Origin of the sequence: Novosphingobium sp., from assembly GCF_031424035.1 — a bacterium.
GTDB lineage: Bacteria > Pseudomonadota > Alphaproteobacteria > Sphingomonadales > Sphingomonadaceae > Novosphingobium.
Genome location: NZ_JANPGP010000035.1, coordinates 80037 through 92663 on the forward strand (window position 1 = coordinate 80037; position 12627 = coordinate 92663).

The window sequence follows — 12627 nt, forward strand, 5'->3', positions numbered from 1 at the left end:
CGATTACATTGATGCGTTGACGATGTGGCGCGGCCAGCGACCGGGTGCAAGCAGCAGGACGTCGATCCGCATGTCGTCCCCCGCCTCCATCCAGCGATGCGCCACAGCCTCTACCGCCGCGCGCACACGCCGCAAGCGCCATTCGTCAATCGCGTAGTCTAGGTCGGCATGGTTGGCGCGCCATTTGACCTCGATGAAGGCCACGAGATTGCCGCGCCGTGCGATCAGGTCGATCTCGCCGCGATGCGTTTTGACTCGCTGCGCCAGCACACGCCAGCCCTTGAGCCGCATGTACCATGCCGCGAGCATTTCGCCGCGCCTGCCTCGCCGCTCGGCCTCTGCGCGCTTCACTTGAGTTCCATCGCCCGCGCATAAAGCATCTTGCGGTCAAGCCCGGTCGCCTTGGCCACTTGCCCCGCCGCCTGACTGGCCTTGGCCCCTGCGAGGGCCTCGCGCAGCAGGGCATCAACATCGTGGTCTTCGGGTTCAGCCGGCAGCGGCGGCGCGATCACCAGCGCGATCTCGCCCTTGGGCGGATGGGCGGTGTAATGCGCGATGAGGTCCTGCGCGGTGCCACTGCGGCATTCCTCGAATTTCTTGGTCAGCTCGCGCGCCACCGCCACTTCTCGGCCCGGCAGGACGTCGTCGATTGCCGCAAGCGCATCGGTGAGCCGGGGCGATGTTTCGTAGAACACCAGCGTGGCCGGAACCGCTGCCAGTTCGGCCAGCGTTTCGCGGCGCGCCTTGTCCTTCGATGGCAGGAAGCCGGCAAACAGGAAACGGTCGCTGGGGATGCCCGAGAGCGTGATCGCCATGATCGCCGCGCTCGCTCCCGGCAGACTGGTCACGGCAATGCCGCGCTCGCGCGCCATGCGGACCAGTTTGAAACCGGGATCGGAAATCAGCGGGGTGCCGGCATCGCTGACGAGCGCCAGCGGCCCCTCGCCCGCCAACCGGAGCAGATATTCGCGGGTTTCCTCGCTGGCATGGTCGTCATAGCGCACCAGCCGCTGCTTGATGCCGAGGTGATGCAGCAGCTTTCCAGTGACCCGCGTATCCTCACAGGCTACCGCTGATACGCCACGGAGCGTCTCTACAGCCCGCAGGGTTATGTCACCCAGATTGCCAATTGGCGTCGCGACAATGTAGAGCCCGGGGGCAAGCGCTGTGTCCATCGGGAATTAATGGACCGGCCAGCGGGGAGCATCAAGGCATGATCGAAGGCAAGTTTTCCAGGCGGGGACTGATGGCGGCAACAGGACTGGTGCTGCTCGCCGGGTGTCAGGTCGTGCCAAAGGGCGCTCCGCAGAGCTCAGGCCCCGCCACGCAGGTGCCCAATGCCAACGTCCTGCCCGTCGACCAGCAGCGCCACCGCGTGGCGATCCTGTTGCCCACGAGCGGACCGAATGCCGGCGTCGGGCAAGCGCTGGCCAACGCTGCGAATATGGCCGTGCTCGATACCAATGCGACCAACCTGCGCATCACCACCTACGACACGTCGAGCGGTACGGCTGACGCCGCCACCCGCGCGATTGCCGATGGCAACAAGCTGATCCTTGGCCCCTTGATGGGCGACGAGGTTGCCGCCGTGGCCCGCATCGCGCGCCCCGCACGGGTGCCGATCATCGCCTTTTCGAATGATGCCTCGGTCGCTGGCCGCGATGTTTTCATCATGGGTAGTCTGCCCAACCAGTCAATCGAACGGACAATCGGCTGGGCGCGCTCGAAGGGCGCCCGGCGCTTTGGTGCGCTGCTGCCCGAGGGCGATTACGGCCTGCGCGCCAATGCCGCGCTTAACACGGCGGTGATGGAAGCTGGAGGCACGGTCGTTGCCAGCGAGGTTTTCGCCCGCAGCAATCCATCAATCATCAGCGCCGCCAAGCGCCTCAAGGCCAAGGGTCCGCTCGATGCCGTGCTGATCGCCGATGGCAGCCGCTTTGCCGTTCTCGCCGCGCCGCAGCTTCGCCCTCGCGGCGTTGGGCCGCGCCTGCTCGGCACCGAATTGTGGAGCGGTGACAATGGCGCGCTGACCAGCCCGTCGCTGCGCGGGGCATGGTACGCGGCGGCGTCCGATGGCCGTTTCCTCCAGTTCTCGGAGAGCTACCGCAACCGCTTCGGCGCCCAGCCGCACCGCATGGCGACGATGGGCTATGATGCCGTGCTGCTCACTCTGCGCGTGGCGCGGACGTGGAAGCCGGGAACGACCTTTTCGACGGCCAAGCTGCTCGATCCCGAAGGCTTCCTCGGGCTCGACGGCGTGTTCCGGTTTGGCGCGAACGGCGTGGTCGAACGCGCGCACGAAGTGGTCGAGATCCGGCAGGGCGGCGTTACCGTGGTGAGCCCCGCCCCGGCACGCCTGCCGAACTGAAGCCTGCCTGCGCAGCGGGACGACTGAAGATAAGTCCCGGCTCCTCCTTGCGCGCGGAATCCCTCGCGTTCTAAAGCTTTGGCCATGTCCGACGATCTTTTCGAAGCCCTGCCCAAATCCGCCGCTGGCGAAAGCTATGACGGCTCCGCGATCGAAGTGCTGGAGGGGCTGGAGCCCGTCCGTCGGCGCCCGGGCATGTACATCGGCGGGATAGACGAACGCGCGCTGCATCACCTCGCCGCCGAAGTGCTCGACAATGCGATGGACGAAGCGGTGGCAGGCCATGCCAACCGTATCGAGGTATTGCTGGAAGAAGCCCCCGGCGCGGCGGGAAAGCTGACGATTATCGACAACGGCCGCGGCATCCCGGTGGACGAGCATCCGAAGTATCCGGGCAAGTCGGCGCTCGAAGTCATCCTCACCACGCTTCACTCGGGCGGTAAGTTTTCGGGCAAGGCCTATGCCACTTCGGGCGGCCTGCATGGGGTCGGCGTTTCGGTCGTCAACGCCCTGTCATCGCTGACCCGCATCGAAGTTGCCCGCAACAAGGAACTTTACGCGCAGGAATTCTCGCGCGGGTTGCCGACAGGGCCATTGCAGCGGCTGGGGGGCACGCCGAATCGTCGCGGGACGTCAGTGACCTTCATCCCCGATACCGAGATTTTCGGCGACGACGCCAGGTTCAAACCGGCGCGCCTGTTCAAGCTGGTGCGGTCGAAGGCCTACCTGTTTGCCGGGGTAGAAATCCGCTGGAAGTGCGCGCCTTCGTTGGTCTCAGACGAGGTTCCGGCCGAAGCCGTGTTCCAGTTCCCCGGCGGCTTGGCCGATCACCTCAAGGAACAGATCGGCGCGCGCGAATGCATTACCACGCAGTTCTTCTCGGGAACGCAGGACTTTCCCGGCGAAGAACAGGGCCGCGCCGAATGGGCGGTGGCATGGCCGCTGTGGTCGGACGGGGCCTATTCCTGGTACTGCAACACCATCCCGACACCCGATGGCGGCACCCATGAAGCCGGGCTTCGTGCGGCACTGACCAAGGGTATTCGGGCTTTTGCCGATCTTGTTGGGCAGAAAAAGGCGAAGGACATCGCGCCCGAGGACGTCGTCACCGGCAGCGAAATCATGCTCTCGGTCTTCATCCGCGATCCCCAGTTCCAGAGCCAGACCAAGGACCGCCTGACCAGTCCCGAGGCCGCCCGCCTCGTCGAGAACGCGGTGCGCGATCATTTCGACCACTTCCTCACCGACAATATGGAGCGCGGCAAGGCGCTGCTCGGCCATGTCCTTGAACGCATGGACGAACGCCTGCGCCGCAAGGCAGAGCGCGAGGTCAAGCGCAAGACCGCGACCAACGCGCGCAAGCTGCGTCTGCCGGGCAAGCTCACCGATTGCACTGGCGAGGGCGATGCCGAAACCGAACTGTTCATCGTCGAAGGCGATAGCGCCGGTGGCTCGGCCAAGCAGGCGCGCGACCGCAAGAGCCAGGCGATCCTGCCGATCCGCGGCAAGATCCTCAACGTCGCCAGCGCGACCGCGGACAAGATCCGCGCCAATACCGAAATCGCCGATCTCGGTCTCGCGCTCGGCTGCGGCTTCCGCAAGGACTGCAACGCCGATAACCTGCGTTATGACCGCGTCATCATCATGACCGACGCGGATGTGGATGGGGCACACATCGCCACGCTGTTGATGACCTTCTTCTTCCAGGAAATGCCGGAACTCGTCCGGCGCGGGCACCTCTATCTCGCCCAGCCGCCGCTGTACCGCCTGACCTGCGGCAAGGAGAGCGCCTATGCCCGCGACGAGGCACACCGCACCGAGCTGGAGAACGGCCGCTTCAAGGGCAAGAAAGTTGAAGTCGGCCGGTTCAAGGGCCTTGGCGAAATGAACCCGCAGCAGCTGCGTGAAACCACAATGGATCCGGCGAAACGCTCGCTGCTGCGTATCACCCTGCCGCCCGAATACGAAGGCCGCGCAGCGGTGAAGGACCTCGTCGACCGCCTGATGGGCCGCGATCCCGCACAGCGCTTCATGTTCATCCAGAACCGGGCCGGTGAGCTCGATCCGGAATTGATCGACGCCTGATCCCGGTCAGCCAGTTATTGCGTCAAAGTGCAGGTAGGATAACCGGGATTCCTTGATCCGCCATTTGCCGTCGGGGCAACGGACATAGCGTTCGTGATAGTGGCCATAGCCGGTGTGACCGATATGACCTGAAGCGGCGGCACGCTCGGCGCTCATCTGCACGCGGTCCTGCATGGCCCAGATGACGTTGGCGGCATCGTCGCCGTCAAACACCACTTCCGGGTTGTGGACCTGGTGCGAGGTCTTCGCATCCTCGATCGATCCGCGCACCGTGGCGATTGCCTTGTCGCGTCCTTCGATCCGGTAGCCGCCCGCCGGGGTCGAATCGAGCACCAGATCCTCGGTGAAGACATCGGCCCATCCCTGCCAGTCCTTGGTGTCCATGCAGCGGCAATAGCGCGCCTTGGTTTCGCATATCGCCTGCCAGTCGTCGAAACCGGGCATCGCTTCTCTCCCTGCATTGCCTCTTGCCGCACTGCAAAGCACAGCTTACCGGCACTCGCAAAGAGCCATGACAGGACTGATCGCCGATGCGTTTCGAAGGTACGAGCAATTACGTCGCCACTGATGACCTGAAGGTCGCCGTCAACGCCGCCGTCCTGCTGCGGCGCCCGCTGCTGGTGAAGGGCGAACCTGGCACCGGCAAGACCGTCCTCGCCCATGAAATCGCCAAGGCTATCAATGCCCCGCTGATCGAATGGCACGTCAAATCGACCACGAAGGCGCATCAGGGACTCTACGAATACGATGCGGTCGCCCGCCTGCGTGACGGCCAGCTGGGCGATGAGCGCGTTCATGACATCAACAACTACATCCGCAAGGGCAAGCTGTGGGAAGCCTTCACCGCGCCCGAGCTGCCCGTCCTGCTGATCGACGAGATCGACAAGGCTGACATCGAGTTCCCTAACGACCTGTTGCAGGAACTCGACCGGATGAGCTTCGACGTTTACGAAACCGGCGAGCGTGTTGCCGCCAAGGAACGCCCGGTCGTGGTCATCACCTCGAACAACGAAAAGGAACTGCCCGACGCGTTCCTGCGCCGCTGCTTTTTCCACTACATCAAGTTCCCTGACCGTGACACGATGCAGGCGATCATCGACGTCCACTTCCCCGGCATCCAGAAGACGCTGGTGAGCAAGGCGATGGAGATCTTCTACGAGGTCCGCGAAGTCCCGGGCCTGAAGAAGAAGCCCAGCACCAGCGAGCTGCTCGACTGGCTGAAGCTGCTGCTCAACGAGGATATGCCGCTCGACGTCCTGCAGAACCGCGATCCGACCAAGGCTATCCCGCCGCTGCACGGTGCGCTGCTCAAGAACGAGCAGGACGTGATGCTGTTTGAACGGCTCGCCTTCATGGCGCGGCGCCAGAGCTGATGACGGCGCCTTACACCGGGCGCTGCGCCTGCGGTGCCGTCACCGCGACGATCAAGGGCGAGCCGCTCGCCGTGGCGCAGTGCTGGTGTCGTCAGTGCCAGAAGCTGGCTGGCGGCGCGGCCACGGTCAATGCGCGGTTTGATCTTGGCGATGTCGAGGTCAGCGGTGAACTAGCCTCGTATGGCTACACTGCGGCCAGCGGCAATGCCTACACTCAGATGTTCTGCCCAAGCTGCGGCAACCCGGTGATGGCCAAGACGTCGGGGCGGCCTAACGCGCGGACTTTTCGCCTCGGTTTCCTTGACGAGGGACACGGACTGAAGCCGACCATTTCGATCTGGCTGTCGGAAGCCCCGGACTGGGCCGTCGTCGATCCGGCAATCGATCAGCATCAGGAACAACCGCCCATCCCGCCGCCGGCCGACTGAGCCTTGGCTGGCCAGCGCCACACCCGTTTCGCCGCGATCCGCGGGCGGCTTGAGGCTTTCGAGCCCCGTCCCGGCTGGCATTCGTGGATTTACGAGTTTCTGCTGTTCGGCTTCAAGCAGGCATGGGCCTGCCTGTTCGGCGCGCTGATGCTTGGCCTGCTGCTGGCGACGCACCTGTTTTATCCGAACGATGCGGCGCTGGCGCGGTACGATTTCCTGACGCTCTCGGCCTTGGCGATACAGGTGGGAATGCTGGCCTTCCAGCTGGAAACGCTGGAAGAGGCCAAGGTTATCCTGGCCTTTCACATTGTCGGCACGGTTATGGAGCTGTTCAAGACCGCCTTCGGATCGTGGGTTTATCCGGAACCGAGCCTGCTGCGGATCGGCGGCGTGCCGCTGTTCTCGGGCTTCATGTATGCCGCCGTGGGTAGCTATATCGCGCGGGTCTGGCGGATCTTCGATTTCCGCTATTCGGCTTACCCGGTGAAGTGGCAGACGCAGGTGCTGGCGGCCGCGATCTACATCAACTTCTTTGCCCACCACTGGCTGCCCGACGTGCGGCTGGTGCTGTTCGCTGGCATCGGCCTGCTGTTCTGGCGCACCCGCGTCCACTTCCTCAACTGGCGGTCGCACCGCTGGATGCCGCTGCTGCTCGGCTGGTTCCTCGTCGCGCTGTTCATCTGGGCGGCGGAGAACATCGCGACCTTTTCCAACGCCTGGATATACCCGGACCAGAAGCACGGCTGGCAAATGGTCTCGCCGGCAAAGCTGGGCGCGTGGTATCTGCTGATGTATATCTCGTTCGTGCTGGTGGCGACGGTCCACGGCACGCGCAAACCGGATTGAACCCATGCTCCTCAATTTCCTCGACGAACTGCGCCTCGCCGGCATCCCGGCCTCGATCAAGGAGCACCTCGTGCTGCTCGAAGCGCTCGACCGCGAGGTGATCGAGCAGACGCCCGAGGCGTTCTACTACCTCGCCCGCACGACCTACGTGAAGGACGAGGGTTTGCTCGACCGCTTCGATCAGGTCTTTGCCAAGGTCTTCAAGGGCATCCTCACCGATTACGGCCAGCAGCCGGTCGACATTCCCGAGGATTGGCTGCGCGCCGTGGCAGAACGCTTTTTCACGGCCGAGGAAATGGAAAAGATCAACGCGCTCGGTTCGTGGGACGAGATCATGGAGACGCTGAAAAAGCGGCTCGAGGAACAGGAAGGCCGGCACCAGGGCGGCAACAAGTGGATCGGCACCGGCGGCACCTCACCCTTCGGTCACTCAGGCTATAATCCCGAAGGCGTGCGCATCGGCGGCGAAGGCAAGCATGGCCGCGCCGTGAAGGTCTGGGAACAGCGCGACTTCAAGAATCTTGATAACACCAAGGAACTCGGCACCCGCAACATCAAGATCGCACTGCGCCGCCTGCGCAGGTTCGCCCGCGAAGGCGCAGCGGAAGAACTTGATCTGGAAGAGACGATCCGGGGGACGGCGCGTCAGGGGTTCCTCGATATCCAGATGCGCGCGGAGCGGCGCAATGCGGTGAAGGTGCTATTGTTCCTTGATGTCGGCGGATCGATGGACCCGTTCATCAAGCTTGTCGAAGAACTGTTCAGCGCGGCAACGACCGAGTTCAAGAACCTTGAGTTCTTCTACTTCCACAATTGCCTCTACGAGGGCGTGTGGAAGGACAATTCGCGCCGCCGGTCAGAGCGCACGCCGACCTGGGATGTGCTCCACAAGTACGGCCATGACTACAAGGTGATTTTCGTCGGAGATGCGGCGATGAGTCCTTACGAGATCACCCATCCGGGCGGCTCGGTCGAGCATTTCAATCCCGAGGCCGGTGCAGTGTGGATGCAGCGCGTGTGCAATACCTATCCGGCGACCGTCTGGCTGAACCCGGTGCCCGAGCGGCAGTGGGACTATTCGGGATCAACCAAGGTGATGCGCGAGATCCTGTCGGACAACATGTACCCGCTGACGCTCGATGGCCTCGATGCCGCCATGCGCGAACTGACCCGAAAGAAGCACTAGGTGCGGGTGAAGCGATCCTTGGTTGAAGCAGCGCGGCAAGGACCCAGATTGAAGCCATGACGACACGTATGCCCGCCCTGTTCCTCGGTCACGGCTCGCCGATGACCGTGATTACCGACAATCCCTACCGCGCCAGTTTTGTCGCGCTGGGCAAGGTGTTGCCCCGCCCCAAGGCAATCCTGGCGATCAGCGCGCACTGGGAGACGCAGGACGGCAAGGTTCACCTCACCGCCGGTGAGGCGCCGCGCACAATCCACGATTTCGGCGGCTTCCCGCCGGAGCTGTTCGCCATGCAATACCCTGCGCCGGGTTCTGCAAAGTTGGTTGATCGAGTGGCGGAACTTCTCGGCGAAGAGCGCGTGGTTCGCGACGAAAGCTGGGGCTTTGACCACGGCACCTGGACCGTGCTCCAGCCGATGTACCCGGAAACCGATATTCCCACGGTGCAGCTGGGGCTGGACCGGACGCTGGACGCCGATGCACATATCGCCATCGGCCGCGCGCTCGCGCTGCTGCGGGACGAAGGTGTGCTGATCGTCGGCAGCGGCAATGTCGTGCACAACCTGTCGCTGTGGCGGCAAACGCAGGGCACGCAGCCGGAATGGGCGCTCGATATCGGACGGCGGGTAGTTTCGGCGGCGCAGTCGGGAGACGAAGAGGCGCTAGCGCACTTCGCGCCGGACGACCGGGCGGCGGCGATGGCGATCAACTCAGCCGAGCATTACCTGCCGCTGCTCTATGTGATCGGCGCAAGGCTGCCGGGGGACGATGTGGCCGTGTTCAACGACGACGTCGACGGGGCGCTGTCGATGACGTCATTCCTCGTCGGCGATGCCGGCATGCTGGACGGAATCGCCTAGTAAAGCAGGTGCGGTGCGATCGCCTCGCGCCATTTGGTTTCGTCGCTGCTGGCAATGAGCTCAAGATCGGCGGGGGTTGCGGCCGGGTTGTCCACCCACTCACGAAGCGCTGGCCCGCCGTTGATCACATCAATCGCCAGCCGCTCGAATTCGTACTCGTAAGGGAAGTCGCGCCACAGACCATAGTCCGGATAAAGGTTCCGGATCGCCTTGAAAGCCAGCGCCTGCAAGCGCCACGGACGGAAGGCATGGTGATCGTAAAATGGCCCTTCGGCATGGATCATCAGCCCGCTGCACAGGGTCTTGGCGTGTTTGTGGAAAGTCGGCTCGAACCAGCACTCGCGGATCGCGCAGCCCGCCAGCCAGTCGGGAGCAAAGCGCCGCATTTCGGCGAGCACTGCCTTGGCATCGAGATCGGGCGCGCCGAACAGCACCTCGAGCGGACGGGTGGTGCCCCTGCCCTCGCTGACCGTGGCACCTTCGATCATCACGGTGCCCGCATAGGCGCGGGCCATGTTGATGTTGGCGGCATTGGGGCTCGGGTTGATCCACACGCGATCGGTGGGCCAGCCGAAGCCGGGTCCTTCGGGCTGCCAGCCGTCCATTTCGACCACTCGGTAAGGCACCTTGAGGCCGAAATGCGCGATGAACCAATGCCCCATCTCGCCCATGGTCAGCCCGTGGCGCATCGGCATTGGCCCCGCCCCGACGAAGCTTTCCTGCCCGGGCACGAGCAACGTGCCCTCGACCGGCCGGCCGGCGGGATTGGGGCGATCGAGCACCCAGACTTCCTTGCCATGTTCGGCGGCGGCCTCAAGCAAGTAGAGTAGCGTGGTGACGAAGGTATAGATTCGGCAGCCAAGGTCCTGCAGGTCAAACAGGAACACGTCCGCTGTGCTCATCATCTGGCCGGAGGGGCGGCGGACCTCGCCGTAGAGGCTGAACACCGGGATGCCGTAAAGCGGATCGGTTTCGTCCGCCGTTTCGACCATGTTGTCCTGCTTGTCGCCCTTCAGCCCGTGCTGCGGGCCAAAGGCCGAGGTGACATTGACCCCAGCCGCGATCAACGCGTCGAGCGAGTGAGTCAGGTCCTCGGTCACGCTCGCCGGATGGGCGATCAGCGCAACGCGTTTGCCCTCAAGCGGTTTGCGTAGAGCGGGGTCTGCCAGCAGGCGATCGATGCCGAATTTCATGTCTGCTCCGGTGGCGGAAGTGTTGCGGCGAAGCAAGTGGGCGCGTGGAAATCAGGTGCGCAGGGCGGGTGGGCGATGGCCCAATAGCTTTTCACCCCGCCCTCTTCCTCGATCACTGCGGTTAGACCGAGCTGCAAGGGGCGCGGCGGCAGCACGCTGGCGCGCAATTGCACATCAAAGGTGAGGATATGGGCGTGGCGGCGTTCCTGGCTTTGCGGCGGCGCAACCATTGCCCGCTCGGCCATGCCTTCGCGGTATCCTGTGAAGTCATAGGCCGCCCAGCGGCCGGAGGGAGAGAAGTTGAACTCATGATAGGAATCGCTGTCCGGTGCCCCGAGAAACAGCTCGAAACAGGTGGTCTGCCACAGGCCATCTTCTCGCCCCGGTCCGACAAATTCCGGCACAATCAGCGCGCCCGTACCTTTTATCCGCCAGCGGAAATGCAGATAGTTATCGCGGTTGCGCACGACATAGGCGTCAACCGAGCGCACCTTCAGCGCTGGTGTATCGGGGTGGCAAATCAGGCGATACGTTTGCAAGCGCGCTTCTCCATGCTAGGCGCGCGCCCGAAACCGGAAGACGCCATGACCAGCTACACATCCTCCCTGCTCCGCCTGCTCGACGAGCGCGGCTACATTCACCAGCTGACTGATGCCCACGGGCTCGATAAGCTTGCGAACGAGGCTGTGGTGCCCGGCTATATCGGCTTCGATGCCACGGCGCCATCGCTCCATGTCGGCAGTCTGGTGCAGATCATGATGCTGCGCCGCCTGCAGCAGACCGGTCACAAGCCGATTGTCGTCATGGGCGGCGGAACCACCAAGGTGGGCGATCCGTCGGGCAAGGACGAGAGCCGCAAGATGCTCACCTCCGAGGGTATCCAGGCCAACATCGCCTCGATCCGCACGGTGTTTGAGCGGCTGTTGAAGTTCGGCGATGGCCCGACCGATGCGATCATGGTCGACAATGACGAGTGGCTTTCGCAACTCGGTTATATCGAACTGCTGCGCACGGTCGGACCGCATTTCACGATCAACCGCATGTTGACCTTTGATTCGGTGAAGCTGCGCCTTGACCGCGAGCAGCCGCTCACCTTCCTCGAATTCAACTACATGATCCTGCAGGCCTACGACTTCCGCGAACTTGCGCTGCGCCACGGTTGCCGCTTGCAGATGGGCGGGTCCGACCAGTGGGGCAACATCATCAACGGCATCGAACTGACTCGCCGGATGGAAGGCAAGGAACAGTTCGGCCTCACCACGCCACTGCTGACCACGGCGGATGGCGCCAAGATGGGCAAGACGGCCGCCGGTGCAGTCTGGCTCAATGAGGAGCAACTGTCAGGCTATGACTTCTGGCAATACTGGCGCAACGTCGATGACCGTGACGTCGGCAAGTTCCTGCGCCTGTTCACCGATCTGCCGCTGGACGAGATTGCGCGACTCGAATCACTTGAGGGTAGCGAGATCAATGTGGCCAAGGCCGTGCTCGCCAACGAAGTGACTGCGCTGTGCCGGGGCGCCGATGCCGCCAAAGCAGCAGAGGCCACGGCTTCCGCCACCTTTGCGGGCGGCGGCATTGGGCAAGATCTTCCGGTGCTGGACCTGCCCGCAGAGGGCATGGGAATCATCGATGCATTGGTGGGAATCGGATTCGCGGCGAGCCGGGGCGAAGCCAAGCGATTAATTTCAGGTGGCGGCGCGCGGATCGAAGGTGAAGCGGTCACTGATGAAAACCACCACATTCCGGGTAGTTGCGAGCTTCGTATCTCGTCCGGAAAGAAGAAGCACGGGGTATTGAAGCCCGCCTGACCCGGCAAAATGTTTCCGCGTTTTACTCTTTTTTCGCCATTTTGCGGCAGAGACTTGCCGTAGGTCGCGAACAAGGAGTCGCCAGAGCCAATGCCAGTCGGAGCACAACTTACGGTCACCGATATGCGCCGCGCTGCGCGTCATCCGGTAGACCACAAGGTCATCGGCGAACATCGCCGGCTCGGTGACTTGCACATGCATATTGTGAACATCTCGGCGCATGGATTCATGGTCGATGGTGACCTGCCCCTGACTCGCGGAGAGCGGATTGTCATCCGTTTGCCTCATGTCGGCCGGATCGAAGCGCACCTGATCTGGGTCACCGAAGGTCGCGGCGGATTTCAGTTTGAACGAATCGTCCGGCCGGACGATTTCTTTGCCCTGATTGACACGCTCCAGCCGAACCCGCGCCTGCGCCGTTCGCGTTAAGCCCAGCTTTCCTTCGGACAACCAAGGCTCTGCTTGGCAGGGGTGATT

The 12627-nt window shown here is 63.3% G+C and carries 14 protein-coding genes; 9 read left to right on the plus strand and 5 right to left on the minus strand.

The annotated features are described in order from the left end of the window. Positions 1-3: 3 nt before the first annotated feature. Both RMO89_RS05310 and rsmI read right to left on the minus strand, forming a co-directional pair. Complete coding sequence (locus RMO89_RS05310) at positions 4-351, minus strand: YraN family protein (protein ID WP_310531665.1); 348 nt, start codon at positions 349-351, stop codon at positions 4-6. Next, positions 348-1175, minus strand: a complete 828-nt coding sequence (gene rsmI / locus RMO89_RS05315) for a 16S rRNA (cytidine(1402)-2'-O)-methyltransferase (RefSeq protein WP_310531666.1) — start codon at positions 1173-1175, stop codon at positions 348-350. The genes RMO89_RS05310 and rsmI overlap by 4 nt, the downstream gene beginning before the upstream one ends. Before the next feature lie 38 nt (positions 1176-1213). Between rsmI and RMO89_RS05320 the strand changes: the two genes are divergently transcribed. Both RMO89_RS05320 and parE read left to right on the plus strand, forming a co-directional pair. Next, positions 1214-2368: a penicillin-binding protein activator gene (locus tag RMO89_RS05320; protein WP_310531667.1), complete on the plus strand. Its 1155-nt coding sequence runs from the start codon at positions 1214-1216 to the stop codon at positions 2366-2368. An 84-nt stretch (positions 2369-2452) separates the two neighbouring features. Continuing rightward, positions 2453-4453, plus strand: a complete 2001-nt coding sequence (gene parE, locus RMO89_RS05325; protein WP_310531668.1) for a DNA topoisomerase IV subunit B — start codon at positions 2453-2455, stop codon at positions 4451-4453. Positions 4454-4459: 6 nt separating this feature from the next. On the opposite strand, the gene RMO89_RS05330 is transcribed toward parE, so the two are convergent. Beyond that, positions 4460-4897 (minus strand): nuclear transport factor 2 family protein, encoded by a 438-nt coding sequence (locus tag RMO89_RS05330; protein ID WP_310531669.1) that lies wholly within the window; start codon positions 4895-4897, stop codon positions 4460-4462. Positions 4898-4983: 86 nt separating this feature from the next. Between RMO89_RS05330 and RMO89_RS05335 the strand changes: the two genes are divergently transcribed. Genes RMO89_RS05335 through ygiD form a run of 5 tightly spaced genes read left to right on the plus strand, consistent with a single transcriptional unit; the run spans position 4984 to position 9146 of the window. After that, entirely contained in the window at positions 4984-5826 is an 843-nt protein-coding gene (locus RMO89_RS05335; RefSeq protein WP_310531670.1) for a MoxR family ATPase, read from the plus strand. Continuing rightward, the gene (locus tag RMO89_RS05340) at positions 5826-6254 is read left to right on the plus strand and encodes a GFA family protein (protein WP_310531671.1); all 429 of its coding nucleotides are present in this window, start codon (positions 5826-5828) and stop codon (positions 6252-6254) included. Before RMO89_RS05335 ends, RMO89_RS05340 begins: the two co-directional genes overlap by 1 nt. 3 nt (positions 6255-6257) lie before the next feature. Continuing rightward, entirely contained in the window at positions 6258-7100 is an 843-nt protein-coding gene (locus tag RMO89_RS05345; protein WP_310531672.1) for a DUF817 domain-containing protein, read from the plus strand. A 4-nt stretch (positions 7101-7104) separates the two neighbouring features. Then, positions 7105-8286: a VWA domain-containing protein gene (locus RMO89_RS05350; protein ID WP_310531673.1), complete on the plus strand. Its 1182-nt coding sequence runs from the start codon at positions 7105-7107 to the stop codon at positions 8284-8286. Positions 8287-8342: 56 nt separating this feature from the next. After that, positions 8343-9146: a 4,5-DOPA dioxygenase extradiol gene (ygiD, locus tag RMO89_RS05355; protein WP_310531674.1), complete on the plus strand. Its 804-nt coding sequence runs from the start codon at positions 8343-8345 to the stop codon at positions 9144-9146. On the opposite strand, the gene RMO89_RS05360 is transcribed toward ygiD, so the two are convergent. Together RMO89_RS05360 and RMO89_RS05365 are read right to left on the minus strand one after the other, a co-directional pair. Next, complete coding sequence (locus RMO89_RS05360) at positions 9143-10339, minus strand: DUF1343 domain-containing protein (protein WP_310531675.1); 1197 nt, start codon at positions 10337-10339, stop codon at positions 9143-9145. The genes ygiD and RMO89_RS05360 overlap by 4 nt on opposite strands. Continuing rightward, positions 10336-10878 carry a DOMON-like domain-containing protein gene (locus RMO89_RS05365; protein ID WP_310531676.1) on the minus strand — a complete coding sequence of 181 codons (543 nt, stop codon included), beginning with the start codon at positions 10876-10878 and terminating at the stop codon, positions 10336-10338. Before RMO89_RS05365 ends, RMO89_RS05360 begins: the two co-directional genes overlap by 4 nt. Before the next feature lie 45 nt (positions 10879-10923). Here RMO89_RS05365 and tyrS point away from each other — a divergent pair, with 45 nt between their 5' ends. Then, complete coding sequence (tyrS, locus tag RMO89_RS05370) at positions 10924-12150, plus strand: tyrosine--tRNA ligase (RefSeq protein ID WP_310531677.1); 1227 nt, start codon at positions 10924-10926, stop codon at positions 12148-12150. A gap of 90 nt (positions 12151-12240) precedes the next feature. Beyond that, the gene (locus RMO89_RS05375) at positions 12241-12579 is read left to right on the plus strand and encodes a PilZ domain-containing protein (protein WP_310531679.1); all 339 of its coding nucleotides are present in this window, start codon (positions 12241-12243) and stop codon (positions 12577-12579) included. Positions 12580-12627: the final 48 nt, after the last annotated feature.